Source organism: Streptomyces sp. NPDC058877, assembly GCF_042742855.1.
GTDB lineage: Bacteria > Actinomycetota > Actinomycetes > Streptomycetales > Streptomycetaceae > Streptomyces.
The window spans coordinates 21836-46824 of sequence record NZ_JBHYMF010000043.1 but is presented as its reverse complement, the minus strand read 5'-3'; the positions used below and the strand labels follow the sequence as shown (position 1 = coordinate 46824).

The following is a 24989-nucleotide window of genomic DNA, read 5'->3' as shown; positions in this document are numbered from 1 at the left end:
GCCCCGGCCTGGTGGCCGGGGCCGGGGCCCTTCGGGTGCCGGAGGCGCGTCAGCGGCGGGCGACGCCCTCTGCGCGGGCGGCGGCGGCGACCGCGGTGGCCACGGCCGGGGCGACCCGCTCGTCGAAGGGCGACGGGATCACGCAGTCGGCGGCGAGCCGGTCGCCGACCACGTCCGCGATGGCGTTGGCAGCGGCGATCTTCATGCCCTCGGTGATCCGGGAGGCCCGGACCTGGAGCGCGCCGGCGAAGATGCCGGGGAACGCGAGGACGTTGTTGATCTGGTTGGGGTAGTCCGAACGGCCGGTCGCCACGACGGCCGCGTACTTGTGGGCGACGTCGGGGTGGACCTCGGGGTTCGGGTTGGCCATGGCGAACACGAAGGCGTTCGGCGCCATGGAGGCGACGGCCGCTTCGGGCACCGTACCGCCGGAGACGCCGATGAAGACGTCCGCGCCGGCCAGGGCGCTCTCCAGGGAGCCGCTCAGGCCGGCCTTGTTGGTGAGCTCGGCGATCTCACGCTTGACCTCGGTGAGGTCGTCGCGGTCGCGGCTGACGATCCCCTTGCGGTCGGCGACGGCGACGTCCCCGAGGCCGGCCTCCAGGAGGAACTTGGCGATGGCCACGCCGGCCGCGCCGGCGCCGGAGATGACTCCGCGCAGGTCGCCGAGGGTCCGACCGGTCAGCTTCGCCGCGTTGCGGAGGGCCGCGAGGGTGACGATCGCGGTGCCGTGCTGGTCGTCGTGGAAGACCGGGATGTCGAGGCGCTCCTGGAGCTTCTGCTCGATCTCGAAGCACCGCGGGGCCGAGATGTCCTCCAGGTTCACGCCGCCGAAGGACGGGGCGAGCCGGACCACGGTCTCGACGATCTCGTCGGTGTCGGTGGTGGCGAGGGCGATCGGAACCGCGTCCACGCCGCCGAACTGCTTGAAGAGGATGGCCTTCCCCTCCATGACCGGGAGGGATGCCTCCGGGCCGATGTCGCCGAGGCCGAGCACCGCGGTGCCGTCGGTGACGACGGCGACGACCTGGGACTTCCAGGTGTAGTCGTTGACCAGCTCGGGCTGCTCCGCGATGGCGGTGCACACCTTGGCGACGCCGGGCGTGTAAGCGAGGGACAGGTCGTCCTTGTCCCTCAGGGGAACGGTGGCCTGCACGGCCATCTTGCCGCCCCGGTGAAGGGCGAAGACAGGATCGAAGGGCTCCTCCGGAGCTCCTTCCGTAGCGCTGTCGTTGCGAGGATTGACGATCTCCGCTGCCATTGGGTTGACCCCTTAAGTCTTCATTCATTTGAGGGTGGGCCGCTCCTGGTGTGGAGCGGTGGGCGGGTCCCGCGGCCGCCCTGTCTGGCAGCCGCGCGGGCGCGCCGCACAACGCGCCCTGAGCCCCGGATGAGGGGTGTAAGGATCCTTCTTACCGGACAGACGGCACCGCAGACGAGTCCGTATCCCCTCGGTGACACGACTCATACCGACTGCACCCGGGCACAGACGGATGTCGACACGTCACTCGTTGTCCGGATAGATGGTTTCCACACCCGAATGGCGGCCTTCCGCTCGTCCAGATGGCGAGATGAACCGGAGATTTTTCGGTAACGGGGAAGGCATTCCGCAGAAGATCCGGCCCTGATGTACCGGCCTGTCGGGGTTCGGGGATCACCCGTTACCCGATTTTGACATCCGTGGCCGTCGGTTTGAGGCGGTCCGAATGGCAAGATGCCGTAATCACACGAGGTCGCGACACTCGAAGATGCGTACGCGACCACCTGGCAACTCCCCTCACACGCCGGAGGAACCCGACCATGACCGCACGCTCCACGCACGGTAAGACCGCCAAGACCCGCACCTCCCGTCTTGCCGCGGTCGCCGCCATCGCGGTCGCCGGCTCGATGCTGCTGACCGCCTGTGGTGACCAGACCGAGAGTGGCTCGACGCAGGAGAGCAGCGCCCCCGCCAACTCCGCCCCGCTCTTCTCGAAGCTCCCGTCCGACATCCAGAAGGCGGGCGTCATCAAGGTCGGCACGGACGCCTCGTACGCTCCGATGGAGTTCACCGAGGGCGGCAAGATCGTCGGCGTCGACCCCGACATCGCCGAGGCCCTGAGCAAGCAGCTCGGCGTCAAGCTCGAGTTCGTCTCTGGCACCTTCGACGGTCTGATCACCTCGATCTACACCGGCCGCCAGCAGCTGATCATGTCCTCGATGACGGACAACAAGAAGCGCCAGGAGGGCCTGGACGACAACGGGAAGAAGATCGGCAAGGGCATCGACTTCGTCGACTACTTCAGCTCCGGCGTCTCCCTGCTGGTCAAGAAGGGCAACCCCCAGAAGATCAACTCGCTCGACGACCTCTGCGGCAAGACCGTGGCCGTCCAGCGCGGCACGATCTACGAGGACACCTTCAAGGCGCAGGCCGCCAAGTGCGGTGACAAGAAGCTGACGATCCAGGCCTTCGACTCCGACGCCGAGGCCCAGACCCGCGTGAAGGCGGGCGGTGCCGTCGCCGACCTGAACGACTACCCGGTCGCCTCCTACATCGCGAAGACCTCCGGCAACGGCAACGACTTCGAGGTCGTCGGCAGCCAGAGCGACGTCGGCCTCTTCGGCATCGGCGTCTCCAAGGAGAACACCCAGCTGCGCGACGCCGTCAAGGAAGCGCTCGACGCGATCATCAAGGACGGTTCCTACGCCGAGGTCCTGAAGAAGTGGGACGTCGAGGGCAGCGCGGTCACGTCGGCCACGATCAACGCCGGCAAGTGACCCCTCCTCGTACCACTGAAGGGCAGTCGTCATGACTGACAAGATCAGCAAGGACCCGGCCCCCACGCCGGCCGGGTCCGCCCCCTCGGGCGTCCCGTACGAGGCGATCAAGGCGATCCCCGTGCGGCACTACGGCCGATGGGTCAGCGCGGTGGTGGTCGTCGCCCTCCTCGGGTGGCTCGTCGTCGCCTTCTCCCAGGGTGACGTCGTCTGGGACACCGTGTGGGACAAGGTGTTCGACTCGTCCGTGATCAGCGGACTGTGGAACACGATCATCATCAGCGTCGCCTCCATGGCGCTGGGCCTCGTCCTCGGCGTCGTCTTCGCCGTGATGCGGCTCTCCAAGAACCCGGTGACCGGTGCGGTCGCCTGGATCTACATCTGGTTCTTCCGCGGCACGCCGGTCTACGTCCAGCTGCTCGTCTGGTTCAACCTGTCGCTGATCTTCCAGTACATCGACCTCGGTCCGATCTACAAGAACGAGACCGTGGACGTCATGACGCCGTTCATGGTGGCCCTGCTCGGCCTCGGTCTGAACGAGGGCGCGTACATGGCGGAGATCGTCCGCGCCGGCATCCAGTCGGTCGACGAGGGCCAGACGGAAGCGGCGCACGCGCTGGGCATGTCCCAGACCAAGACGATGGGCCGCATCGTCCTCCCGCAGGCCATGCGGGTGATCGTGCCCCCGACGGGCAACGAGTTCATCAACATGCTGAAGACCTCGTCGCTGGTCTCGGCCGTGCAGTACACGGAACTGCTCCGGGCCTCGTCGAACATCGGCAACACGGCCGGCGCCGTGATGGAGATGCTCTTCGTCGCCTCCATCTGGTACCTGGCGCTGACCAGCGTCTTCAGCGTGGGCCAGTACTACCTTGAGCGGCGTTTCGCCCGCGGTTCGACGCGCAACCTGCCGCCCACCCCGTGGCAGCGCGTCAAGGCGAACCTGACCACCTTCAAGCGATCGGCGGTGTCCGGATGACCGGCCAGCCCATGGTCAAGGCCGAAGGCGTCCACAAGTCCTACGGCCCGGCCCACATCCTCCGGGGCATCGACCTGGAGGTGCAGAACGGCGAGGTCTTCTGCTTGGTCGGCCCGTCCGGCTCCGGCAAGTCGACCTTCCTGCGCTGCATCAACCACCTGGAGCGCATCGACGGCGGCCGGCTCTCCGTCGACGGCGAGCTCGTCGGCTACCGCCAGAAGGGCGACAAGCTGTACGAGCTGAAGGACAGCGAGGTCGCGGTCCAGCGCCGTGACATCGGCATGGTCTTCCAGCGCTTCAACCTCTTCCCCCACATGACGGCCCTGGGCAACGTCATGGAGGCGCCCGTCCAGGTGAAGGGCGAGTCCAAGGCGGTGGCGCGCGAGCGGGCCGAGCGCCTGCTCGACCGGGTCGGCCTGCGGGAGAAGATGGGGAACTACCCGTCCCAGCTCTCCGGCGGCCAGCAGCAGCGCGTCGCGATCGCCCGTGCGCTCGCGATGGAGCCGAAGCTGATGCTCTTCGACGAGCCGACCTCGGCGCTCGACCCGGAGCTGGTGGGCGACGTCCTCGACGTCATGCGGGACCTGGCCGAGTCGGGCATGACGATGGTCGTCGTCACGCACGAGATGGGCTTCGCCCGTGAGGTCGGCGACTCGCTGGTCTTCATGGACGGCGGCGTGGTGGTCGAGTCCGGCAACCCGCGGGACGTCCTGACGAACCCGCAGCACGACCGGACGAAGGCGTTCCTCTCGAAGGTCCTGTAGGACCCGCGACATCGGGAAGGGGTGGTACGGAGAACCCGTACCACCCCTTCCTGCGCATCCGGCTACTTCACGGCGAGGACGAGCGCGTCGGAGGGCGAGGACCAGACGGCCCTGGCCTCGCCGAAACCGACGGAACGGAGGGTGTCGGCATGCCAGTGGGCCGAGGGCGTGTCGCCGTCGGCGTGCTCGCCGTAGATCTGGAAGCGGCGGGCGGTGGGCTCGGCGAGGACCGGGTCCTCGGCCGCGAGCGCCCACCAGTCGGCCCAGTCGAGTACCCCGGCGGCCTTCTCCCGGTCCATCCGGGCGTGCCGGTGGGCGCGTTCGGCGGCGTTGATGCGGGGGGTGGTCCCGTCGATCATGCGGTCGGCGTTCATGAAGACGCCGCCCTCGCGCACCAGCCCGGCGAGCTGCCCGTAGAGCGCCGTCAGCGGCTCGCCGTGCAGCCAGTGCAGGGCTGTCGCGGTGAGTACGGCGTCATACGAGCCGTGGGGCAGGCGCGCGGTCCACGTGGGGTCCTTGAGGTCGGCCGCCACGAAGGTGACGCGCTGGTCGCCCGCGAAGGAGCCCTCGGCGATCGCGAGGAGGGCCGGGTCGAGGTCGACACCGGTGCTGGTCGCCTCCGGGAACCTCTTGAGGAGCCGATCCGTGATGCTTCCCGTACCGCACGCGAGGTCGAGGACGCGGGGCTTCGGCCCCACCAGCGCCTCGACCATGTCGAGCATCACGCGGAACCGCTCCTCGCGATCCGGCATGTACCACTCCTGCTGGCGGTCCCAGCTCTCCTGCCAGGCCGCCCAGTCGGTTCCGGTCACGGTCGTTCCTCCCCGCGTTCGTAATACCCTCGAAGAGGACACAGCCGTTACCCCTTCCGGCCGAGACACTAGCCCCACGAAGTAAGGACTACAAGTGGAACTGGCCCATTACTCGGATTTCGCCGTGCGTCTGGTCAACACCGAGGAGCCGGCCCGGAACAAGGACACCCTGGTCTCCGTCGAGGTGCTCCGGGACCTCTTCGGCCCCGCCACCCAGATGGCCCGCAGGGTCACCGAAGCGGACCTCCCGCGCTTCCGGGCCGTACGCGCCCGGCTGCGGGCGGTCTTCACCGCGGCGGACGAGGGGGACCAGGCGGGGGCGGTCGACCTCCTGAACTCGCTCCTCCTGGAGTTCCCGGTCAGCCCGCAGATCTCCGGACACGACTTCCTCGACGAGGAGGGCCGGCCCCGCTGGCACATGCACCTCGCCGACCACTCCTCGAACGCGACCGCGGGCTACGCCGCCATCTCGGCGATGGGCCTCGCCTTCCACCTGACCGAGTTCGGCGCGGACCGGCTCGGCCTCTGCCAGGCATCGCCCTGCCGCAACGCCTACCTGGACACCTCCACCAACCGCTCCCGCCGCTACTGCTCGGACCGCTGCGCGACCAGGGCCAACGTGGCCGCCTACCGGGCCCGCAAGCGCCTGGAAGCCGAGCGGTCAGACCGAACGGGGCGCACCGAGGACACCAACCAGGAGAGCCTCACGCCCAGCGAGCGCTGACGCCCCGGCGTCACCGGCCGGTACCGGGCCCGGACCCGCCCGAGGACCAACTCGGGCGGCACCGCCCCGAAGACCCGGCTGTCCCCCTCGGCATCCGGGTTGTCACCGAGCACCCACCAGCCGCCGTCGCGTCGCTCGATCAGCCGCTTCACGATGAGCAGGTCCTGCTGCAGCGGATGGCGCAGCACGGCCACGCAGCCGGCCCGGAGCCGCGCCCCGTACTGCACGAGCAGTTGGTCCCCGTGCAGCAGCGTGGGCACCATCGAGACGCCCGTCACCTCGGCGATCCCGAACGGAGCAGCGACCTCCGCTCCCCGATCCCGCCCCGACCCCGTCATCCGGCACCTCCCGGTCCGCTCCTGCCTCGACTCGTCCACTCGCACACGAGTCCCATGGTGACCCTGGACTTTTGACCTAAGCCCCAGGGGGCGCCCGCGAAAACGCCCTTCTCACCGAGTAATGTCCCACCTGAGAAGACGATCACGAGGAAGGACGGCTCAATGCTCTCCCGCCTGTTTGCCCCCAAGGTCAAGGTCAGCGCCCACTGCGACCTCCCCTGCGGCGTGTACGACCCTGCCCAGGCCCGCATCGAGGCCGAGTCCGTCAAGGCGGTCCAGGAGAAGTACCTGGCCAACGAGGACCCGCACTTCCGCGCCCGCGCCACGGTCATCAAGGAGCAGCGCGCGGAGCTCGCCAAGCACCACGTCTCGGTGCTCTGGAGCGACTACTTCAAGGCCCCGCACTTCGAGAAGTACCCCGAGCTCAACCAGCTGGTCAACGACACCCTGAAGGCCCTCTCGGCCGCCAAGGCGTCCACCGACCCGAAGACGGGCGAGAAGGCGCTGGAGCTCATCGCCGAGATCGACCGCATCTTCTGGGAGACGAAGAAGGCCTGATCTTCGATCAAGCCGCTTGACCTGCGATTTCTCCGATCGTCTGGTCGACCCGACCGCACCCGGTCCACAGGCCGCCAAGCCCGGCGCCCTTGATGGCCCTGGTGCGGTCTTCTTCATCTGGCGATGGGTGCGCGCAGATCCACAGCGTGATGACGGAGGACGCGTGGCCGGCCTCCGCCATAGCCGCGCTGGCAGGCATCGGCGACCTACCGGACGCGGTCATGGACCGGACCGTCGCGCTCCGCATGCAGAAGCGCAAGTCCGGAGAGGAGGTCGCTCCCTTCCGCTCCCGGCACTCCGTCCCGGAACTGAACGCTCTGCGGGACCGACCGGCCGCGTGGCTGACCCCGCTGCGCAGGGCAGCGCACCGGCTGGTGCCACTGATGCCGGTCAAAGACCGGGCTGCGGACACCTGGAGCCCCTGGTGATCGTCGCCGGCCCGCTGGGAGCGGATCGCCAGGCCGAGGTCGGCGAAGACCGGATCACCAGCGACGCTGTACGCCAGGCTGCCGGGACGTGTTGTGCGGTGGACCAGCCAGTCCTCCACGTGGGAAGGCGCGCAGCCGGTCAGCGGGGCTGCGTCCAGTCTCACCTGGGGGCCGGTGAGGGCGTCTGCGGCGGCGCACCCCAGGCGGCCGTCGTGGAAGAGGGCCCTGATCCCGCTCTCAGCGAAGTCGGCATAGTTGAGCTTCTGGTCTTCGCCGTGGTGGGAACAGGACGAGACGGCCGGTTCTTCGCCGAGGACGCGGGTGATCTGCTCCAAGGTCATCCCGAAGTGCAGGGGGCCGACTCCTACGTACGGCGTGAACGTCCACTCGGCGCGCTCCTCCTTCCGGGCGATCCGCCACGGGCCCCGGTATCCAGCCTCGCTCCCCAGGGCGTCCACGGGCGGCTCGGGCAGGGCGGCCGGCATGGGCGCGGCCCGGTCCTCACGCCGGCGGCCGAGCCGTTCCGGAGCCGCGGTGTCCTCGGGTTGCTCTTCCAGTCAGCGGATCGCCTGCTCCTGCCCCTCCCCGAACGGGTCCTCCGCCAGCCCGCCTGCCCGGTCCAGGGCCGCGCGGCGCTCCTTCTCCGCAGTGACGAGACCGGTGACGTCCTCCCCCCAGGAAGCCAGCCGTTCCCGGGCGATCCACCGGTAGTACGAGTCCGCGCTCACGGCCAGGACCTCGCGAACGGCGGGCGCGTACCGGGGTACGGACGAGGTGAGGGCGGGGTCGGCCAGGAGCAGGGCGGTGGCAGCGAGCGCGGCCTCCCTCACCAGTGGATCGTCGGCGTCGCAGAAGTCCGCGATGCGGTCGTGGAGTATTGGCCTTACCGAACGAGCGGCAGCCAGATCCTGCGCTACGCCGACACCGTCCTCGACGTCCAGGCGGGCGATGCCGGCGAACGAAGCCAACCAGTTCAGCAGTTCGGCGCGAAGCGACCGCCGACCGGCCCTGCGCTCCCACCGGTCTTCGGCGAGGGTGCGCGGATCGTCGAGAAGCCAGGCGAGGACCAAGGCTGCCGGAGCAGTCGCCGGAAACACCTGCTCCTGATCACGACCGCAGTGTTCCAGCCGACTTCGACATCAGCGCCGCCGATACGTGCCACAGACCACAGACGGCTCACTCTCGAGCAACGTCCTGATGTCCTCGCCGCTCCTGGTCACGGCCCGACCCACGCCCTAGCAAGGACTCGAACCGAGGCGACAGGCGTCCGTTAGCCTCAGGCCGACAGGCCAGGGCAGGATCGGCCAGAGTACTGGGGTGGGATCGCATGCAGTTCTGGAAGAAGGCCAAGCAGGGCGAGAGCCAGCGTGAGTCCGAGAGTGCGATGGCCGCGTCTGCTACTCCCCCGCACGGGGCAGCAGACACCTCCTCCGAGGCACTGGTTCGCGCTCTGGTGACATCGCTCGCCGATGGCACGACGGCCACCGCAGACGGACTGCGCGGGCTGTCAGCCGACCAGCTCGACGAGATCGAACGGGACCAGCCCGCTCCGCTGGCTGCGGCCTATGCCTGCTTCCTCCGCCTTGTCGGTGACGGTGCCGGCCACTTCTTTCAAGGCAGTGACGTCTTCTACCCCCACGTCATCGGCCTCCGGGAAGCAGCAGACGAGCTCCTGAGTGAGAACCAGGAGCCCTTTCGTCTGCACACATCCGACCGCGTGATCTTCATGCACCAGGGCTACCAATTCGAGTTCTTGCGCGGTGACGGGCCCGATCCAGAGGTGTGGACCTACTCCGAGGGTGATGCCGAACCGTCTCGGGTCTACATCCGCTTCACGGACTGGCTGGAAGCGAATGTCCGTCAGGAAAGGGAAGCGTGGGCCCGCCTGGTTCCCTGGTACGAAGCCGAACAGCAAAAGCCCTCGGACGAGCGCCGCGTGTACTTCTACCGCCACCACCCCGACGGCAGTGTGACCGACGAGCTGTAGCGAATCGCCCCGTCACCGGCTGCAGACGAGGATGCATGCCCGTTCGATCGTCGCGTCGAAGGGGACATCGTGCTGATCTGCCCAGGCACGGTACGAGGCCATGTGGGCGATGCCGGGGTCGGGGACGGTGATGCTGGCCGATGTGCGTTGCGGTGCACACAAACTGCTGGGCAACCGGGAAGTCGAGGACTCCCCGCACCTCGTTCCGGACTGAGGGTGCACCACGAAGTCTTGCGGCATCCGGTGGGGCAGCGAACGCCCCTGCCGAGTCACCGGCCCTCGCCGAAGCAACGGGCTTCCACGGGCGCCAGCCGTGCGCCGATGCTGCCGCTCGCCCGGTGCCGCCGGCGACCCCCTCGCCGTGCGCCGTCCACAGTGCGGTGACCGACGGACGTGACACGGGACCGTCGCGGCCTCGTCCCGGGCACGACGAGACCCCCGCCGGACGAATCCGAACGGGGGCCGCTCGCTGCTCGTCGTGCGTCAGCACGGGAAGACGCCGGTCGTCTGGGTCCCCACCCGGGTACGGGCCGCCCCGGGCCCGTCATGGGCGACCACCACGCCGACCCGTACGGTCATGAGGCGTATCGGGTCACGTCCGTGATCCGGCACCGGATCGTGGTCGTCATCTGCTTCAACCCCTGAGCCGTCACCTCCGAGCGCTGCCCCGGCGCCACCGAATTCGACGAGGCGAGCGCCTCCTCGACCCGCTTCCCGGACGCGTCCACGAACTCGACCTGCACGACGTAGTTGCTGGGCTTGCTCGATCGATTGGTGATCAGCAGTTCCGCGCTCGGCCACTTGGTCGCCGGGTCGACCTCGCATGCCGTGATCTGCACGTCTCCGGTGGCCCCGCTTTCCTCTTGGGGGCGCTCCCGGTTCGTCGGTTGGGCGCTGGGACTGGTGGGCGTCCGGTCGGGCTCGTCGTCGCTGCTGCCGCTGGCCACCACGAGGGCGACGACCAGCACGACGACGAGCACGATCACGCCGAGGCAAGAGAATCCGATGACCTTTCCCGTGTGGCCCTTGCGGGGTGGGGGCGGACCTCCCCTGCCCGGTTGAGGGCCCCATCCGGGCTGTGGTGCTTGCTGCGACATGCCCACAGGGTCCGTCCTGCCCCCACCGGGCGCATCCGGACTGGTCCAGACAGGCGAAGGCGCCCGCCAGTTCACCGGACGGGACCATGCGCTGCTCGGCGACGTCGGCCGCCGCCCCTTCTCGCACTTCTCGTACTTCTCGGCACCGTTGGAACTACTCGGGGGCAGAGGACCTTCGAACGGGTGCGCTCAAGCCGTCGGCGGTGCGGGCAGGTCGAGGGCTCTGGCGATCGCGGGAACGACGGAGCCCCGGTGCTCGGGCAGTTGGCGCTCGGCCCAGGAGGCGACCAGTCCCAGGAAGTCGTTCAGGTCGTGTTCCGCGCCGTCGAGCAGGTCCCCCCATCGGCTCGGGGACAGCTCGATCACCGGGCCGTCGTCCTGCTCCGCGTCAACGGTCAACCGCACCGTGCCGCCGAAGCGTTCGGCGAGCGGGGAAGGGTCGTGGCCGAAGGAGGCACAGCCGTCGCCGTCGAGGAGTCCGAGCCAGTCGCGCCGCTCCCCCAGTCCGCTGCAACAGCCCGGCAGCAGGGTGATGCCCGTGGCGGTGTCGGTGACCCGTAGGCCACCGGCGGCAAAGAGGTGGTCCATGGTGAGGAGTCCGTGGAGAAGGCTTCCCAGCGGTTCGTCGGGTCGTGCCGGGCGGTCGTCGACTTCCGGGTCGATGTCGTTGCATTCCGCGATCCGCTTCACCGCCGTACCGACCTGTTCTGGTGTGAGCGCCCCGCTGAGCGGTAGGAAGCCGTACGCGGTGATGTCGGCGACCGGCCAGAGGTCGAAGTCGTCGGAGGCGTGGACCTCCAGGACGGGCTGCAGAACGATCATCTGCCAAGTGTGCGCCGCGACCACATTCGGATTCACCCGCGTGGCGAGGCGCTGCCGTTGGGCGGATGGTGGTGCCGTCATTCGTCGACCATCCGCTCGGGCCCCGGAGGCTCGTTGGACCCCAGCGTCCTGGACCCGGGCGTTCCGGGTCGAGGCCCCTGAGGGCTTCCGGGGACGAGCTCAGCACCGGGGCCGCCGCACCGTGCTGCTGCGCGTGCGGAGCGAGGGGCGGACGTCCGTGGACCCGGCCGAGCGGTGACGGGTCCGAGGCCTACGGGGCCTACGGGGCCATGGGACTGTGAGACCCGCGGGGCCCGGTTGACGTCCGCTCCGCGGGCCGACGGGGCCGGGGCGTGGAAGCCGGCGCGGGCGGGCCCCGTCGTGCCGCCGCCGTCGCCCGGGCCGGTCAGGACCCGAGGATCGCGCGCTTCTGTTCCTCGAACTCGGCCTCCGTGAGGACGCCCTGGTCCTTGAGTTCGCCGAGCTGCTTCAGCTGGTCGATCTTGCTGCTCATGTCGGAAGCCGCCGGAGCCGGGGGCGGTGGGGCCTGGTAGGCCTGCTGTGGCGGGGGCGCCTCGTACGCCTGTTGCTGCGCCGCCCATCGTCCCTGCTGCCGGCGTGACACGCGGTTCGACACGGCGGTCGCCGTTCCGGCGACGACCGCGGTGCGCGCGACCCCGCGGATGAGACCTGGCATGGTCGTGTCCCTTCTGTACGGGTGAGCGCCGCCCTAGGGGGCGCTCTCGGTCTCGTCGAGGGCGGCGACGAGGTCGTTCACCGGGATCCGCCCGGAGGCGACCATGCGCGCTCCGCCGCGGCGGAGGGCGGCTGCGAAGGGTGCCGCCCAGAGGTTCTCGTAGACCAGGATGCCGGCGGAGTTGCCGGGCTCCAGTGCGGTGGCCGCCTCTTCGAGGTCGTCCTGGCCGAGCAGCCCCGACGACGCGCCCTCGAAGACGGCCAGGTCGAGCTCGCCGTCGCCGGTGAGATCGGCGATCTCCAGGCCGGTCACGGTTCCGTCCTCGTCCTTCCTGACGAACGTCAGGTCGAGGATCCGGATGAGGCCGCGGTCCACGAGGTCGACGAGGAGGGGGAATCCCTCCCCGGTCATCCGGTTGCCGGGAAATTCGACGATCACGTAGTCGATCGGGCCGACTTCGTCCGTTTCTTCGAATGCGTCGCTCACTGCGTCACCTCTGGAAGCTGGTGGCTTTTCCCTCTGACACCCCCACCTCACGCACCCCAATTGCATCACCGGGTCGCGCCCGTCGCACCTCGGTACGGCGGAGGTCCTGCGGGGCGGTGCTCAACCGCCCACTCTTCCGACGTCGATGCGTCGCCCCCGCGAGGCGTCGACCACGACGGGGATGCCGTCCGGGATCTGTCCTTCGAGCCGGTCGAGCAGGGACTCCAGCGGGGGGAGTTCCCCGGGGGTGCGGACCTGGATGTACATCGTCCGGGAGGTCGCGTCGACGCTGGTGACGGTGGCGTCCGGATCCCCGGCGAGCCACTGTTCCGCGGCGGCTTTGGTGCGGCCGGTCCAGACGTTGAGCAGCAGTGTGGTCACGGTGTTGGCCGTCAGCGGGACGAACACGACGACGAACAGCAGGGCCATGGCGACGGCCGCCCTGCGGGCGGGGCGTCCGGCCGCCTTGTCCGCCTCCGAGGCGTAACCGAGCGAAGCGAACATCACCATGCCGGCGAAGACCAGGGCGAAGAGGTTCGACACGAACAGCGCCAGCGCGCCCAGGGCCAGCCATCCCGACATCTGCCCCAGGCACACCCCGGCCACCACCAGGGGCGGAACGAGGGAGATGGCGATCGCGACGCCGGGCAGTACGGCGGCGACGTCCCGACGGGCCAGTGCCACCGCGCCGGCGAAGCCGGTCGCCAGGGCGGCGATCAGGTCCATCAGGCCGGGCGATGTCCGCGAGGAGATCTGACCGTTCGACAACAGGTCGTAGTTGCCGGGGAGCACCAGCGACATGACCACTCCGACCGCGATCACCAGCAGGCACGCCAGGAGGACGGTCCTGGCCGATCCGGTACGGCGGCGCTGCACCGAGCCCAGGGCGATGCCCATGATCGGCGTGGACAACGGCGCGATGATCATGGCTCCGATCACCGTCGCCGTCGAGTCCGTGATCACCCCACCGGCCGCGATGACCGAGGACAGCGTCAGCATCGTCCAGAAGGCCGAGCGCTTGGACGCGGCGTCCCCGGACGAGAGGATCAGATCCCCTATCAGTTCGTCCAGCGAGCGGCGCTGAGAGGCCGGCAGAACACGGGCGCGAACCTTGCTTTTCATGCCTCCAAAAAACCATGACCAGCACGGTTTCCACGGGCAGGACACGGGCGGATGACTGCCTCCGGACCCGAGCTCAGTGGAGGATCTTCTCCTTGGCCCGCTGGAACTCGGCGTCGGTGATGTCGCCCTTGGCACGCATCTCGGAGAGCTTGGCGAGTTGGTCCGCCTCGCTGCCGGGCCCCGTCCCGCTGCCCGCCGTGTCACGGATGTAGTCGTCGAATGCCTGCTGCTGGGCCCGGGCGTGCTTCACCTCGCGCTGCCCCATGCCCTTGCCCCGGGCGAGGACGTAGACGAACACGCCGAGGAAGGGGACCACGACCACGAAGAGCAGCCATATCGTCTTGACCACCCCGCTGAGTTCGTCGTCCCGGAAGATGTCGCCGATGATCCGGAAGAGCAGGACGATCCACAGGACCCACAGGAAGATCCACATGACCGTCCAGAACGCTCCGAGGACCGGGTAGTCATAGGCCAGGTTCATGTCATCGCTCCTTCTTCCTCGCCTCCGCCTACGGCGAGGGCAGCGGGTTCAGCCCGAAGGCGTTCCCGGTGCCGCGCGGCGGTCACCGCACGAGGTGCTGCCCGCCACGGGGGCAAGGGTCACGAGGGTGCCCCGGAACCTCTCCGGGAGCACGACGATGTCGTCGGCGACGCCGACGTCGAGCAGGTACGGGTCGGGGGAGGCCCTCGGTCGTCCGGGGGCGTGGACGCACGTCCCCGGCACGCCGCGGGCGAATGCTCCCGGTACGCCGCGGGCGGAGCGCCGGACGGTGGGAACGGGCCCGCCGTTCGGCGTCGGGGTCCCGGCGGCGCCCGTGCGAACGGAACTGCGGGATGCGTGGGACATGACACTCACCACGTTGGCAGAACCGCCCGGAGAGTCAAATCGGGCATGCCGTTGATTCCGGGCTTCCCGTCGCGGCGCGTTCCGGGGCCCGGGTCGAGGCGGGGCCTGGGGTCGGGGCCCGGGTCGGAGCGGGGCCCGGGTCGGGGCCGGGAGGGGCCCGTCAGAGGCGGATGATGACCAGGGCCGTGTCGTCGGTGTTGCCCGTGGGCGGGAGGAGGTCGACCAGGAGCGCGTCGGCCAGGGCTTCGGGGTCGGCCTGGCCGTGCCGGGCGAGGGAGTCGGCGAGACGGGCCAGACCGACGTCGATGTCCTCGTCGCGGCGCTCGATCAGACCGTCCGTGTAGAGGACCAGGGTGGCTCCCTCGGCGAAGGTCGTGGTCGCCTCGGGGCGCGGAACGTGCTCCGGGCGCGCTCCGAGGGGCGGATCGGTCGCCTGGTCCAGGAAGGTCACCGTGCCGTCGGGGTGGAGCAGGGCGGGTGGCGGATGGCCCGCGCTGCTGTACGTGAGGGTGTGGGCGTCCCAGTCGATGTAGATCTTCACCACCGTGGTCGACTCCGCGCCGTCGACGCGGCGGGCGTGGAGCCCGAGGGCTTCCAGCGCCCGGGCCGGGCCCTCGGCGACACGGGCCGCCGCGCTCAGTGCGCTGCGCAGCTGCCCCATGACGCCGGCGGCTTCCAGACCGTGGCCGACGACGTCGCCGACGGCGACCGCGACGCGGTCCCCAGGCAGGTCGACGAGGTCGTACCAGTCGCCGCACACGTTGAGCGTGCCGACGGCGGGTCGGTAGCGGACGGCCGCCCTGTGGTGTCCGACCAGCATCGGCGCCGGCAGCATCGCCGCCTGCAGGGTCAGGGCGACCTCGCGTTCGCGCGCATGGGCCCTGCGCAGGCGCTCGTTGACCTCCTGCAGTTCGCGGGAGCGGGTGTAGAGCTCGGCCTCCAGCACGCGGGCCCGGTTGCCGTCGCTGCCCGCCCCGTCCCGGGCGCGGATCAGCTCGGTGACCTCCTCCACCCGGTGGACGATCAACGCGGTCCGCCCGTCCTGGCCCAGTACGGGCGCGTTGACCGGACTCCAGAAGTGCTCCACCCAACGGCCGGGCCGCTCGGAGTCCTCGATGTCGTAGCGCAGCAGCGCCATGGTGTCGCGCTCGCCGGTCGCCACCACCCGCAGCATCGACGCCTGGGTCTCCCGCATGCCGGCCGCGGCCGGATCGTTCGGGTTCTCGGGGAAGACGTCGAAGATGTAGCGGCCCAGCAGCTGCTCGCGGGTGCGTCCGGCCAATCGGAGGAAGTCCTCGTTGGCGTCGACGTAGACCAGGTCGGGGGTGAGCAGCGCGACCATGCCGGGGAGGGCGTGGAAGACCGCCGCGTAGTCGATCTGCGGTTCCCTCATGTGCTGCTCACCTCGACGCCGACCGTCACTGTGTTGCGGTTCCCCGATGGATACGGAAACTCCACGTTACCGGTCCGGTACGATCCGCTACCCCCTGTCGTCGGCCGGGCGGTCTCGTCACGGGCGGGCCTTCGGGGAAGCCGGTCGTCGCGTGCGCCGCACTCGACGAAGGCATATGCCCGGGATCATGACGTCATTGTCGCGGGTGAACGCCCTCGTCGCCCGGCGGCCGTCCGGCGACCGCCGGACGGAGCGGCGCCCTCAGCCCCAGGCCGGAAGGGTGTAACGGCGCTTCGGCAGGGAAGTGGCGCCCAGGCGGTCGTAGAAGGCGATCGCCCGCTCGTTCCACTCGGGCGTCTGCCACTGCAGTTCCGGGAGGCCGAGCGCGCGGGCCTCGGAGCGGACCGCAGCGATCAGGAGCGGGCCGATGCCGTGGCCGCGGGAGCGCTCCGCGAGGTAGAGGCAGTCCATGTGGAGGTACTCGGTGCCGTCCCAAGTCGACACCGCGGGCGCGCAGGTGGCGTAGCCGGCGAGGGTGCCGTCGGGGAGGACCGCGACGAAACAGACGAGGCGGCGCGGGGCAGGGCCGAAGAGGAGGTCCGAGAGCCGGTCCGCGAGGCCTGGCTCCGGGGGCGCGGACTTTTCGTACGCGGTGTGCTCGGTGATGAGTTCCACCACCCGGGGGAGGTCCTCCGGGCGTGCGTGCCGCACCACTGCCGTTCCGTCGGGGCCGTCCTCGTGTTGACTCATGCGGTCATCATGCACGGTCCCACCGACGCCCCGGCCGCCGCTCCCTGACGGCGGAGCCACTCCCGGTACGGGGCCGCTCGCAGGGCGACTTCCCGGTAGGCCGAGGCGAGTTCCGCGTAGAGCGCGTCCAGGGGCGCGCCGGGCCGGCCGTACAGCAGGAGCCGGACGCCCAGCGGATCGCCGCGCAGGGGTCGGATGGCCATGTCCTCGCGCGGGCTCGAGGTGGGCTGGCAGGGGGCGACGGCTTCGCCGAGGGCGATGAGCGAGGCGGCCGTGTGGTAGTCGCCGTGCAGCAGTGGCGGGTCGATGCCGGCGGCGGCGAGGACCCGTCGGAGTCCGGCCCATTCGCCGTCGACGGCCGGATCGACCATCCAGTGGTCCGCGGCGAGGTCGACGAGGTCGACGACGGGCCGGGCGGCGGCCGGATGGTCGCGGGCCATGGAGATGAACTGCGGTTCGCGGGCGACCAGCACGCGCTCCGCGAGGCCCTGGGGAACCCGGAGCGGGGAGCCCTCCACCTCGTGCACGAACGCCACGTCGAGCTGCCCGGCGGCGACCGTGCGCAGCAGCGCGTCGGCGGAGACGTCGACCCGGAGGCCGACGTCGGTGCCGGGTAGGCGTTGACGGAGCCGGCGCAGCCAGCCGGGGAGTGCCCTGCTGGCGGTCGATCCGACGCGGAGTCCGGGCCCGTCGCCGCGGGCCGCGGCCTGGGCCTCGGTGATGAGCGCGGCCATGTCGGCGACGAGCGGACGGGCCCGGCTGAGCAGGGAGCGGCCGAGTGGGGTGGGGCGGCAACCGGTGCGACCGCGGGAGAAGAGCTCGGCCCCGAGGGAGTTCTCGATCCGGCGCAGTTGGGTGGTCAACGAGGGCTGACTCACGCCCAGTTGTCGGGCGGCCTTGTGCAGGCTGCCCGTGTCCGCGATGGCGCAGAGCGCACGCAGGTGTCTCACCTCCAGCTCCATGCCCCGAGGTTAGGGCGGCTCCGAGAGCGACACCAGATGTCCAAACCTCCCCAATCACCTTGCATTTGAAGGAAGTTGAGGGGCATTCAGACTCGGGTGATGCTCTGGGGCTATCGGCGGCTGACATCATCCCGAGCCGCTCGAACCCCCTGAGACTCTCCTCATCCCCTACAGGAGGAGCCCCCCATGCGACACCCCAAGGTCCTCACTTCCGTGCTGACCACCGCCCTCGGACTCGGTCTCGCCGCTTCGCTCGGTACGGCACCGGCGGCGGCGGTCGGCAGCGGCGGGGCCGGCACCGCCCGCGTGGCGTACGCCGGTTCGGCCGAGGAGGCCAAGGCGAACCAGGCGTTCTTCGACGCCGTCATGAAGTCCGTGGCGAAGAAGCGGGCCACCACCCAGGGCGCGACCGCCGTCACCGTGGTGTACAGCGCCGCCTATGCGCCGAGCTTCCGCACCCAGATCGCGCGCTCCGCGCAGATATGGAACAGCTCGGTGGCGAACGTCCGTCTCGTCGAGGGCAGCAACCCCGACTTCGCGTACTACGAGGGCAATGACTCCCGTGGTTCGTACGCCAGCACCGACGGCCACGGTCGCGGTTACATCTTCCTCGACTACCGACAGAACCAGCAGTACAACTCGACCCGGGTGACCGCCCACGAGACCGGCCACGTCCTCGGGCTGCCGGACCACTACAGCGGCCCGTGCAGCGAGTTGATGTCGGGCGGCGGCCCCGGCACGTCCTGCCAGAACGCCCAGCCGAACGCACAGGAGCGTTACCGCGTCGACCAGTTGTGGCGCTACGGCCTCACCTCCGCGTTCAAGGGCTGAGGGAAGCAGCGGGGAGCCGGTCGCTTCGCACGGACACCGTCCGTGCCGTTCGAGGGCCGGCTCCCCGGGGAAGTGACGAACGGTCACCCGCGGCGGTGGCGTCTCCCCCTCCGGGGCGCCACCGCCGCGTCGTCGGCACCGGGGTGCCCCGCGCCCTAGGCGGCCTGGAGGAGCCTGCGGCCGAAGTCCGCGCCGGCCGGCAGTTGGCTCCGGACCCGCTCCAGCGCCTCCTCGAAGTCGCCGCCGGCGATGCAGGCCTCGAAGGCGGCGCCCTCGTAGTGCAGCGTCAGGCTGAGGTCCGCCCGCTCATTGAGCGTCAGCAGGCAGGCCAGGGTGGCCCGGTGGGAGGCGCCGTCCACGACGACGGGCAGGGGCAGGTCCCATTCCAGGACGCACCCCCCGAGGGGCCGCCCGTCCCCGTCCGCGGCGCGGAGCGCGGCGAAACCCTCGCCGGTGTACTCGATGCCCCTGATGTGGGTGGTGACGCGCCGCCCGTCGGCCGTGATGACGATCGCTTCCGCGCCGCTGCGGTCCCGGTACCAGCCGGTCCAGACTTCTGTCGACTCCGATGACATGCGCGGACTGTAGCGGTATGACCGGCTCCAGCGCGCGCCCGGTCACCCGGGGGCCGGACTTCTCCCGTTCTCGCCGTTCTTGCCGGTCACATACGTGGTAGCGGCTTCCGCCCCTTCGGAGAGCGGGCACTCGGGGTTGCGGCAGGGCTGCACCTGCCACTCCGGCACCCAGGCCCCGAGGACCTTGTGCCGGGTGGCGACCACCGCGAGGGGTTCGCCGCAGGCCGGGCAGTGCCGTTCGGCCAGCGGGTCCCGCGTCGTGCGAGGCGCCTTGTCACCCATGCCTCCAGGGTAGGACGCCCGCCCCGGCACCGCTCCCCCGTCGCTACCGCTTCCTGGTGTACGTCCGCACGAGGACGCCGTTGTCGAAGGCGCGCATTTCCCCCAGCTCGAAGTCGCGGGGCGCGAAGCCGGCACCGAACATCGGCATGCCGGTGCCGTACACCTGCGGGTAGGTCTTGATGACCAGTTCGTCGATCTCCTCGATGAGCTGGCCCGCGATGGTGGACCCGCCGCAGAGCCAGATGCCCAGGGGGCCGTCCTCGGCCTTGAGCTCGCGGATCCGGCCGACGAGGTCGTCGGCTATCAGCTCGACGTGGGGGTCGGGCGACTCGGTGAGCGAACGGGTGGCGACGAACTCGCGCAGGTGGGCGTAGGGGCTGGTGACGCCGACGTCCAGGGCCAGCTGGTACGAGCGCATCCCCTGGACGACGGTGTCGAAGTGCTTGTTCGCGCCGGTGACGCCGAGCGCCTCCCGTCCGTGGGCCGGGACGGCCTCCGGGTATTCGGTGGTCATCCAGGCCGTGTAGGGGGCTTCGGAGTACACGAACATGGAGCTGGCGTCACCCTGGGGGTCGCCGATGAAGCCGTCGATGGTGCAGGCGATGTAGTACGTGAGCTTGCGCAAACCGGTCCCCTTCGTCCTGGTAGGGAGTAAACTCCCCCTACAACCACGACATTCATAGTGCTTCACTTGTAGTGGTTGAGCAAGCCCCTTGTTCCGACCGGTCCGATGCGAAGCGTTCGACGCGGACGCATCCCGCACAGAGGAGCCCCACGTGGCGAGGAACCCCGAGCGCCGCACGACCCTGCTCGACGCCGCGATCGAAGTGCTGGCGGACGAGGGTGCCCGCGGACTGACCTTCCGGGCGGTCGACGCCCGGGCCGGGGTCCCCACGGGCACCTCGTCCAACTACTTCAGCGACCGGGACCGACTGCTCTCCCAGGTGGCCGACCGGATCTTCGTACGCCTGACCCCGGAGTCCGGCGCCGTGGACACCGCGCTCCGCGGGGAACCCAGCCGCGCCCTGGTCGTCGAGTTGATGCGCTGGCTCGCCCGACGCCTGACGGCGGAGCGCACCTGCTACCTCGGACTCTTCGAACTGCGGCTGGAGGCCACCCGTCGCCCCGAGCTCCAGAAACGATTCGCCGAAGTGCTCCGGGCCGACCTCGACATGAACGTCCGACTGCACCTCGACTCCGGGATGCCGGGGGACGCGGACACCGTCCGCGCGCTCTACTTCGCCCTCACCGGCCTGCTCCTCGACCACTTCACGGTGCCGGGACTCCTCGGTGACCGGGACCTGGACGAACTGATCGAGACCGTGGTCACCCGGATCGTTCCCGAGGCATGAGCGCCCACCGCACGGTCAGCGGTTGCGTCGGGTGACGAACTCCGCGAGGGCGAGCAGGTCCTCCGCCGCCGCCAGGTCCGGAACCGCCCGCGCCAGGTGCTCGACGGCGCGCCCCATGCGTTCGGCGGCCTGGACCTGGGCCCAGTCACGGCCACCGGCCCGCTCGACGGCGTCCGCGGCCGCCCGCACCGCCGCGGCGTCCAGGGTCGGCCGGGCGTACAGCTCGGCCAGTTCCTCCCCGGCGGGGGTGTCCGAGGTGAGTGCCGCCACCACGGGGAGCGACTTCTTGTGGGCGGCGAGGTCGGCACCGGCCGGCTTGCCGGTGTGGTCCGGATCGCCCCAGATGCCGATGAGGTCGTCGATCAGCTGGAAGGCGAGACCGGCCTCCCGGCCGAAGGAGTCCATCGCGGCGACCTCCTCCTCCCCCGCGCCCGCGTACAGGGCCCCGAGGGCGCAGGAGCAACCAAGCAGCGCACCGGTCTTGCCGGTGGCCATCGCGAGGCACTCGTCGAGCGAGACCTTCCGCGGATCGCAGCGCTCGAAGGCGCAGTCGGCCTGCTGGCCGGCACAGAGTTCGATGATGCAGGCGGCGAGGCGGGCGGAGGCCGCCGGGGAAGCCGGATGGGGGTCCTCGGCCAACAGGCGCAGGGCCAACGCACTCATCGCGTCACCGGCCATCAGGGCGTCCGGAACGCCGAAGACGGTCCAGGCGGTGGGCCGGTGCCGTCGGGTCGGGTCCTCGTCGACGATGTCGTCGTGGAGCAGGGTGAAGTTGTGCACCAGCTCCACCGCCGCGGCGGCCTTCACGGCCTGGGCCTCCTCGGCGCCGAGGGCCCGGGCCGCCGCGAGGACCAGGGCGGGCCTGATCGCCTTGCCCGCCCGTCCCGCGTCCGGGGTTCCGTCGGCGCGCTCCCATCCGAAGTGGTACATCGCCACCCGCCGCACGGAGCCGGGCAGGGACTCGACGGTGGCGCGCAGCTGGGGGTTGACGGCGGTGCGCGTCCGGTCCAGGAGCCGCACGGCCCCCTGCCCCTCGATGACGGCATCCGCGCTGCTCGTGGTCACGGTCATTTCCTTCACATCCTCCGCGGCGTCCGCCACGGCGATCGGTCAGGGGGGTGTCCCGCCGCGACGGGCCGGGAGCGCCCGGGGCGGGGCGGTTCGGTCCCCGCCCCGGGCGGAGCCGGCTCAGCGCCAGCGGCTGACCTCGACGTTCTCCAGGACGCCGAGCGCATCGGGGACGAGGACCGCCGCCGAGTAGTAGGCGGTGACCAGGTAGGAGATGATCGCCTGCTCGTCGATCCCCATGAAGCGGACGGAGAGGCTGGGCTCGATCTCGTCGGGGAGGCCGGTCTGGTGCAGGCCGATCACGCCCTGGTCGGCCTCGCCGGTGCGCATGCAGATGATCGAGGTGGTCCGGGCGTCCGAGACCGGAATCTTGTTGCACGGGTAGATCGGCACGCCCCGCCAGGTCGGGATGCGGTTGCCCGCGATCTCGATGGTCTCGGGCACCAGGCCGCGCTTGTTGAGCTCGCGGCCGAAGGCGGCGATGGCACGCGGGTGGGCGAGGAACATCTTGGAGCCCCGACGGCGGGAGAGCAGCTCGTCCATGTCGTCCGGGCTGGGGACGCCGTCGTGCGGCTGCAACCGCTGTCCGTAGTCGCAGTTGGCGAGGAGGCCGAACTCCTTGTGGTTGACGAGCTCGTGCTCCTGGCGCTCGCGGAGCGCCTCGATCGTGAGGCGCAACTGCTGCTCGGTCTGGTTCATCGGCTGGTTGTAGAGGTCGGCGACGCGGCTGTGGACCTTCAGCACGGTCTGGGCGACGCTCAGTTCGTACTCGCGGGGCGAGGCGTCGTAGTCGACGTACGTGTGCGGGACGACGGCCTCGCCGACGTGACCGGCGGAGAGGTCGATGGAGGCCTCGCCGTAGGGGTTGGTGCGCTGGTCGGGCAGGGCTGCGGCGGTCGCGAGGTGGGCGGCGAGCGAGTCGGCCCGTTCGGCGAGGTTCCGGACGTCGTCCCGGGTGAGCTCCAGGACCGTGCAGGCCGTGGCGGCCCGGGCGGTCCAGGCCCAGGTGGCGTCTTCGCGAAGCAGGGCGGCCTCGCCGAGGTAGGCGCCGTCGGCGAGGACCCCGAGCACGGCCTCGTCGCCGTAGGGGCCCTCGCCGATCTGCTCGATGCGGCCGTGGGCCAGGAGGTACACCCGGTCGGTGGCGGCGCCCGCCACGGCGATGATCTCGCCCGCCCCGTACTCCCGTTGGGTGCAGCGGGCCGCGAGCTCCACCAGGGCGCCCTCGTCCTCGTAACCGCGCAGTGCGGGGAGTTCACCGAGTTCGGCGGGGATCACCGCGACGCGCTCTCCGGTCTGCACGAAGGTGACCCGGCCGTCGCCCACCGAGTAGCTGAGCCTTCGGTTCACCCGGTACGTGCCGCCCTGCACCTGGACCCACGGCAGTGCGCGCAGCAGCCACCGGGAGGTGATCTCCTGCATCTGCGGGGCCGACTTGGTGGTCGTGGCGAGGTTCCGCGCGGCAGCGGTGCCGAGGCTCTGCTGCGGGGCTCGCTGCTCCGCGCGGGTCTCGTCGCCAACCGAACCAACGGACATGGAACTCCCTCTCGTATGACTGAGTGACGGGAGAAGCCTTTCAGCACGGAACGTGTTGACGCCATTACACAATCGGGTGGGACTGTTCGACGATCTTCGGTGCATGTCCTGCGTTTTCCATCCGAACGGCGCAGCCCCGTACGCCTCGTGACGATCTGTCCGGATCGACTCGCACACGGCCCGAACGGATGGCAGCGGAGTGGCGGACTCCGGTACTCCGGAAGTTCACCCCGTCCTCCGGAAGGAGTCGGTCATGTCCTCACCCATGTCGGCGAACAGGTTCCTCAGCGCCCTGCGCGGCGAAGGCCTCACGGTCGTCCAGGTCGGCCACTGGACCACCCACAACCGCAACCACAAGGGCCCGTGGGGCCCGGTGCACGGCGTCATGATCCACCACACCGTGACCCGGGGCACCGCCAGCACCGTACGGATCTGCCGGGACGGCTACGCAGGCCTGCCCGGGCCGCTGTGCCACGGCGTGATCGCCAAGGACGGTACGGTCCACCTCGTCGGCTACGGCCGCACCAACCACGCGGGACTCGGGGACGACGAGGTCCTCCGCGCGGTCATCGCCGAGCGGAGGCTGCCACCGGACGACGAGGCCACCACCGACGGCAACCGGCACTTCTACGGCTTCGAGTGCGAGAACCTCGGGGACGGCGTGGACCCCTGGCCCAAGGTCCAGCTGGAGGCGATCGCCAAGGCCGCGGCCGCGGTCTGCCGGGTGCACCGCTGGACCCACCGCTCGGTCATCGGACACCTGGAGTGGCAGCCGGGCAAGATCGATCCGCGCGGCTTCACGATGGCCTCGATGCGGGAAAGGATCGCCGACCAGCTGCGCTAGGCGTTCCGTCCACGTCCGCCCCGGACGGAACCGCCCGGGGCGGGGCTCCGCGGCGGTCCGCCGCCGCGGACGACACAATGGCCGGGTGAACGCGTTCGACCCCTCCCGCCTGCGGCCCCGGATCCCCTCGCCCCTGGAACCGGTGGAGGACGAGCGCTTCGCCCGGCGGGGCCTCCGGCTGCTGCTGAAGCGCGAGGACCTCATCCACCCCGAGCTGCCGGGCAACAAGTGGCGCAAGCTCGTGCCCAATCTGCGCGAGGCGGCCGGACGGCCCGTGCTGACCTTCGGCGGCGCGTACTCCAACCACCTGCGGGCGACGGCCGCCGCCGGCCGGCTGCTCGGCTTCCCGACGGTCGGCGTGGTCCGCGGCGACGAACTGGCCGGACGCCCGCTCAACCCCTCGCTCGCACGGTGCGCGGCGGACGGGATGCGGTTGGAGTTCGTGGACCGGACCACGTACCGCGCGAAGGGCGACCCCGCCACGCTCGCCGCGCTCCGGGAGCGCGCCCCCGCGGACGCGTTCGTCGTGCCGGAGGGCGGCAGCAACGCGCTCGCCGTGCACGGGTGCGTGGAGCTGGGGCGCGAGCTCGCCGGGACGGCGGACGCGGTCGCCGTCGCCTGCGGCACCGGAGGCACCCTCGCGGGATTGGCGGCCGGCCTCCTCCCGGGGCAGCGGGCGCTGGGCGTACCGGTGCTCAAGGGCGGTTTCCTCGACGGCGAGGTCCGTGCGCTCCAGGAGGCGGCGTTCGGCGGTCCGCGCGGCGACTGGACGCTGGCGGAGGGGTTCCACGGCGGGGGCTACGCACGCATCTCCCCGGCCCTGGAGGAGTTCGCCCGGGACTTCGAGGCACGGCATGGACTCGCCATCGAGCGACTGTATGTGGCCAAAATGCTGTACGCCCTCGTGACCCTCGCAGAGCAGGGGGCCTTCCCCTCCGGCAGTCGCCTGGTGGCGGTGGTCACGGGCGCGCCGTGAAG

At 70.4% G+C, this 24989-nt stretch carries 29 protein-coding genes and 1 pseudogene; 11 read left to right on the top strand and 19 right to left on the bottom strand.

Features of this window, described 5'->3' with window-relative positions:
- Positions 1-49: 49 nt before the first annotated feature.
- Entirely contained in the window at positions 50-1261 is a 1212-nt protein-coding gene (locus tag ACFW2Y_RS13350; RefSeq protein WP_384877316.1) for an NADP-dependent malic enzyme, read from the bottom strand.
- 539 nt (positions 1262-1800) lie between these two features.
- On the opposite strand from ACFW2Y_RS13350, the gene ACFW2Y_RS13345 reads away from it, so the two are divergent.
- The 3 genes from ACFW2Y_RS13345 to ACFW2Y_RS13335 are packed head-to-tail and all read left to right on the top strand — an operon-like array spanning position 1801 to position 4500.
- The gene (locus ACFW2Y_RS13345) at positions 1801-2757 is read left to right on the top strand and encodes an ABC transporter substrate-binding protein (RefSeq protein ID WP_384877315.1); all 957 of its coding nucleotides are present in this window, start codon (positions 1801-1803) and stop codon (positions 2755-2757) included.
- Positions 2758-2788: 31 nt separating this feature from the next.
- Entirely contained in the window at positions 2789-3736 is a 948-nt protein-coding gene (locus ACFW2Y_RS13340; RefSeq protein WP_384877313.1) for an amino acid ABC transporter permease, read from the top strand.
- Positions 3733-4500: an amino acid ABC transporter ATP-binding protein gene (locus ACFW2Y_RS13335; RefSeq protein WP_384877311.1), complete on the top strand. Its 768-nt coding sequence runs from the start codon at positions 3733-3735 to the stop codon at positions 4498-4500. Before ACFW2Y_RS13340 ends, ACFW2Y_RS13335 begins: the two co-directional genes overlap by 4 nt.
- Positions 4501-4562: 62 nt before the next feature.
- On the opposite strand, the gene ACFW2Y_RS13330 is transcribed toward ACFW2Y_RS13335, so the two are convergent.
- Positions 4563-5312: a class I SAM-dependent methyltransferase gene (locus ACFW2Y_RS13330; protein WP_384877310.1), complete on the bottom strand. Its 750-nt coding sequence runs from the start codon at positions 5310-5312 to the stop codon at positions 4563-4565.
- A 94-nt stretch (positions 5313-5406) separates the two neighbouring features.
- On the opposite strand from ACFW2Y_RS13330, the gene ACFW2Y_RS13325 reads away from it, so the two are divergent.
- A complete protein-coding gene (locus ACFW2Y_RS13325) occupies positions 5407-6036 on the top strand; it encodes a CGNR zinc finger domain-containing protein (RefSeq protein WP_384877308.1) in 630 nt (209 codons plus the stop codon).
- Here the strand turns inward: ACFW2Y_RS13325 and sodX are convergent.
- The gene (sodX, locus tag ACFW2Y_RS13320) at positions 5940-6374 is read right to left on the bottom strand and encodes a nickel-type superoxide dismutase maturation protease (RefSeq protein WP_384877306.1); all 435 of its coding nucleotides are present in this window, start codon (positions 6372-6374) and stop codon (positions 5940-5942) included. The genes ACFW2Y_RS13325 and sodX overlap by 97 nt on opposite strands.
- A 162-nt stretch (positions 6375-6536) precedes the next feature.
- Here sodX and sodN point away from each other — a divergent pair, with 162 nt between their 5' ends.
- Positions 6537-6932 carry a superoxide dismutase, Ni gene (gene sodN, locus ACFW2Y_RS13315; protein WP_041131199.1) on the top strand — a complete coding sequence of 132 codons (396 nt, stop codon included), beginning with the start codon at positions 6537-6539 and terminating at the stop codon, positions 6930-6932.
- A 161-nt stretch (positions 6933-7093) separates the two neighbouring features.
- Positions 7094-7354, top strand: a pseudogene (locus tag ACFW2Y_RS13310) (DUF3631 domain-containing protein); the annotation flags it as partial.
- Between the two features lie 563 nt (positions 7355-7917).
- Here the strand turns inward: ACFW2Y_RS13310 and ACFW2Y_RS13305 are convergent.
- Positions 7918-8457 (bottom strand): hypothetical protein, encoded by a 540-nt coding sequence (locus ACFW2Y_RS13305; RefSeq protein ID WP_384877304.1) that lies wholly within the window; start codon positions 8455-8457, stop codon positions 7918-7920.
- A gap of 230 nt (positions 8458-8687) precedes the next feature.
- Here ACFW2Y_RS13305 and ACFW2Y_RS13300 point away from each other — a divergent pair, with 230 nt between their 5' ends.
- On the top strand, positions 8688-9347 hold the full coding sequence (locus ACFW2Y_RS13300; RefSeq protein WP_384877302.1) for an SMI1/KNR4 family protein: 660 nt from the start codon (positions 8688-8690) through the stop codon (positions 9345-9347).
- A 575-nt stretch (positions 9348-9922) separates the two neighbouring features.
- Here the strand turns inward: ACFW2Y_RS13300 and ACFW2Y_RS13295 are convergent.
- From ACFW2Y_RS13295 to ACFW2Y_RS13250, 10 genes are all read right to left on the bottom strand, one after another.
- Positions 9923-10333, bottom strand: a complete 411-nt coding sequence (locus tag ACFW2Y_RS13295) for an FxLYD domain-containing protein (protein WP_384877300.1) — start codon at positions 10331-10333, stop codon at positions 9923-9925.
- Between the two features lie 300 nt (positions 10334-10633).
- A complete protein-coding gene (locus ACFW2Y_RS13290; protein ID WP_384877298.1) occupies positions 10634-11266 on the bottom strand; it encodes a hypothetical protein in 633 nt (210 codons plus the stop codon).
- A 406-nt stretch (positions 11267-11672) separates the two neighbouring features.
- A complete protein-coding gene (locus ACFW2Y_RS13285) occupies positions 11673-11963 on the bottom strand; it encodes an SHOCT domain-containing protein (RefSeq protein WP_384877296.1) in 291 nt (96 codons plus the stop codon).
- Between the two features lie 33 nt (positions 11964-11996).
- Positions 11997-12449 carry a DUF6325 family protein gene (locus ACFW2Y_RS13280; RefSeq protein WP_384877294.1) on the bottom strand — a complete coding sequence of 151 codons (453 nt, stop codon included), beginning with the start codon at positions 12447-12449 and terminating at the stop codon, positions 11997-11999.
- Positions 12450-12569: 120 nt separating this feature from the next.
- The gene (locus ACFW2Y_RS13275; RefSeq protein WP_384877292.1) at positions 12570-13571 is read right to left on the bottom strand and encodes a TIGR00341 family protein; all 1002 of its coding nucleotides are present in this window, start codon (positions 13569-13571) and stop codon (positions 12570-12572) included.
- A 73-nt stretch (positions 13572-13644) separates the two neighbouring features.
- Positions 13645-14052, bottom strand: coding sequence for an SHOCT domain-containing protein (locus ACFW2Y_RS13270; protein WP_384877290.1), 408 nt, complete (start codon positions 14050-14052; stop codon positions 13645-13647).
- A gap of 48 nt (positions 14053-14100) precedes the next feature.
- A complete protein-coding gene (locus ACFW2Y_RS13265) occupies positions 14101-14418 on the bottom strand; it encodes a hypothetical protein (protein WP_384877288.1) in 318 nt (105 codons plus the stop codon).
- Between the two features lie 160 nt (positions 14419-14578).
- Positions 14579-15811 carry a PP2C family protein-serine/threonine phosphatase gene (locus ACFW2Y_RS13260; RefSeq protein ID WP_384877286.1) on the bottom strand — a complete coding sequence of 411 codons (1233 nt, stop codon included), beginning with the start codon at positions 15809-15811 and terminating at the stop codon, positions 14579-14581.
- Positions 15812-16072: 261 nt separating this feature from the next.
- Entirely contained in the window at positions 16073-16561 is a 489-nt protein-coding gene (locus ACFW2Y_RS13255) for a GNAT family N-acetyltransferase (protein WP_384877284.1), read from the bottom strand.
- The gene (locus tag ACFW2Y_RS13250) at positions 16558-17523 is read right to left on the bottom strand and encodes a LysR family transcriptional regulator (protein ID WP_384877282.1); all 966 of its coding nucleotides are present in this window, start codon (positions 17521-17523) and stop codon (positions 16558-16560) included. The genes ACFW2Y_RS13255 and ACFW2Y_RS13250 overlap by 4 nt, the downstream gene beginning before the upstream one ends.
- Before the next feature lie 186 nt (positions 17524-17709).
- Here ACFW2Y_RS13250 and snpA point away from each other — a divergent pair, with 186 nt between their 5' ends.
- Complete coding sequence (gene snpA / locus ACFW2Y_RS13245) at positions 17710-18354, top strand: snapalysin (RefSeq protein WP_384877280.1); 645 nt, start codon at positions 17710-17712, stop codon at positions 18352-18354.
- A 155-nt stretch (positions 18355-18509) separates the two neighbouring features.
- On the opposite strand, the gene ACFW2Y_RS13240 is transcribed toward snpA, so the two are convergent.
- Genes ACFW2Y_RS13240 through ACFW2Y_RS13230 form a run of 3 tightly spaced genes read right to left on the bottom strand, consistent with a single transcriptional unit; the run spans position 18510 to position 19836 of the window.
- Complete coding sequence (locus ACFW2Y_RS13240) at positions 18510-18929, bottom strand: DUF6304 family protein (protein ID WP_384877278.1); 420 nt, start codon at positions 18927-18929, stop codon at positions 18510-18512.
- Between the two features lie 42 nt (positions 18930-18971).
- A complete protein-coding gene (locus ACFW2Y_RS13235) occupies positions 18972-19211 on the bottom strand; it encodes a hypothetical protein (protein ID WP_384877276.1) in 240 nt (79 codons plus the stop codon).
- A 43-nt stretch (positions 19212-19254) separates the two neighbouring features.
- Positions 19255-19836 (bottom strand): dihydrofolate reductase family protein, encoded by a 582-nt coding sequence (locus ACFW2Y_RS13230; RefSeq protein ID WP_384877274.1) that lies wholly within the window; start codon positions 19834-19836, stop codon positions 19255-19257.
- A 151-nt stretch (positions 19837-19987) separates the two neighbouring features.
- Here ACFW2Y_RS13230 and ACFW2Y_RS13225 point away from each other — a divergent pair, with 151 nt between their 5' ends.
- Positions 19988-20563 carry a TetR/AcrR family transcriptional regulator gene (locus ACFW2Y_RS13225; RefSeq protein WP_384877273.1) on the top strand — a complete coding sequence of 192 codons (576 nt, stop codon included), beginning with the start codon at positions 19988-19990 and terminating at the stop codon, positions 20561-20563.
- Between the two features lie 15 nt (positions 20564-20578).
- On the opposite strand, the gene ACFW2Y_RS13220 is transcribed toward ACFW2Y_RS13225, so the two are convergent.
- Positions 20579-21634 (bottom strand): family 2 encapsulin nanocompartment cargo protein polyprenyl transferase, encoded by a 1056-nt coding sequence (locus tag ACFW2Y_RS13220; protein ID WP_384877271.1) that lies wholly within the window; start codon positions 21632-21634, stop codon positions 20579-20581.
- A 117-nt stretch (positions 21635-21751) separates the two neighbouring features.
- On the bottom strand, positions 21752-23167 hold the full coding sequence (locus tag ACFW2Y_RS13215) for a family 2B encapsulin nanocompartment shell protein (protein WP_384877269.1): 1416 nt from the start codon (positions 23165-23167) through the stop codon (positions 21752-21754).
- 253 nt (positions 23168-23420) lie between these two features.
- On the opposite strand from ACFW2Y_RS13215, the gene ACFW2Y_RS13210 reads away from it, so the two are divergent.
- Positions 23421-24011 carry an N-acetylmuramoyl-L-alanine amidase gene (locus ACFW2Y_RS13210; protein ID WP_384877267.1) on the top strand — a complete coding sequence of 197 codons (591 nt, stop codon included), beginning with the start codon at positions 23421-23423 and terminating at the stop codon, positions 24009-24011.
- Between the two features lie 85 nt (positions 24012-24096).
- Positions 24097-24987 carry a 1-aminocyclopropane-1-carboxylate deaminase/D-cysteine desulfhydrase gene (locus ACFW2Y_RS13205; RefSeq protein ID WP_384877266.1) on the top strand — a complete coding sequence of 297 codons (891 nt, stop codon included), beginning with the start codon at positions 24097-24099 and terminating at the stop codon, positions 24985-24987.
- Positions 24988-24989: the final 2 nt, after the last annotated feature.